The sequence below is a fragment of the Brevibacterium sp. Mu109 genome (genome assembly GCF_900169375.1).
GTDB lineage: Bacteria > Actinomycetota > Actinomycetes > Actinomycetales > Brevibacteriaceae > Brevibacterium > Brevibacterium yomogidense_A.
On the sequence record NZ_FXZF01000093.1, the window covers coordinates 1 to 1,424 of the forward strand.

The 1,424-nt window shown below is 64.4% G+C and carries 1 protein-coding gene; it reads left to right on the forward strand.

Annotated elements, in window-relative coordinates; all coding sequences use genetic code 11:
* Nucleotides 1-110 precede the first annotated feature (110 nt).
* Complete coding sequence (locus tag BSP109_RS16565) at nt 111-1,418, forward strand: ISL3 family transposase (RefSeq protein WP_029154009.1); 1,308 nt, start codon at nt 111-113, stop codon at nt 1,416-1,418.
* The last annotated feature ends 6 nt before the right edge of the window (nt 1,419-1,424 follow it).

The following is a 1,424-nucleotide window of genomic DNA, read 5'->3' on the forward strand; positions in this document are numbered from 1 at the left end:
GGCTCTTCTCGAACGAGGGTGTAGTCCGTTGAGCGCGTCGCTGTCCGTGTAGGAGTCGAGGTCTCCCTGAAGATGGAAGTTCCTACACTGCCCACCCGGAAGACCTCGACATGTCCCACCCTACTTTTGATGCGCCCTGCCTGACCACGTTCTGCCGCCTCGACGAGCTCGGTCTCCAAGCCGTCGGACAACACCTGGAACCCGACCGAGCGATGCTCCAATGCCGAGTCGTTGAACCAGACCAGTGGTGCCAGCACTGCGGATGTGAGGGGACGCCACGGGACACGGTGGTGCGCAGGCTCGCGCACGAACCCTTCGGACACCGACCCACGACGCTGCTGATCCGCGTGCGTCGTTACAAGTGCTCAGGATGCGGCCGGGTGTGGCGCCAGGACACGACCGCAGCGGCGCCGCCGCGGGCAAAGATCTCCCGCGGCGGTCTGCGATGGGGACTGGAAGGACTCGTGGTGGACCATCTGTCCATCTCCCGCGTCGCGGCAGGACTGGCCGTGTCATGGTCGGCCGCGAACGACGCGATCCTCGCTGAAGGCACACGACAACTGATCGATGACCCCCACCGCTTCGACGGTGTCACCACGATCGGTGTCGACGAGCACGTGTGGCGCCACACGAAGCGTGGCGACAAGTACGTGACCGTGATCATCGATCTGACCCCGGTGCGTGAGAAGACCGGACCTGCCCGGCTGCTGGACATGGTCGAAGGCCGCTCCAAAGCAGTCTTCAAGCGGTGGCTGGCTGCACGCCCGCAGCAGTGGCAGAACGGGATCGAGGTCGTTGCGATGGACGGATTCACTGGGTTCAAGACCGCCGCCGCCGAAGAGCTTCCCGACGCTGCTCCGATCATGGATCCATTCCATGTGATCCGGCTTACCGGGGACGCGCTGGAGAACTGTCGGCGCCGTGTTCAGCGCGATGTGTTCGGTCGTCGGGGTAGGACTGGTGATCCGCTCTACCGGGTCCGCCGGACTCTGCTGACAGGAGCGGGTCTTCTCACCGAGAAGCAGCATGCGCGACTCGAGGAGGTGTTCGCCGACCAGCGCCATGTCGAGGTTGAAGCGACCTGGGGTGTGTATCAGGACATGATCACCGCGTATCGGGAGACGGACCGCGGGCTGGGGAGGTTCTTCCTGCAGCACACGATCGACCGGATCTCCACGGGGGTGCCCGTGCAGCTGGTCGAGGTCCGCAAGCTCGCTCGTACGCTCAAGCAACGAGCCGCTGACGTCCTCGGCTATTTCGATCGGCCCGGGACCAGCAACGGCCCGACGGAGGCGATCAATGGCCGACTCGAGCATCTGCGCGGGATCGCGCTTGGGTTCCGGAACCTGAGGCACTACATCGACAGGAGTCTGCTCGAAGCCGGCGGTTTCAGACCTCGACTACACCCTCGTTCGTGAAGAGCC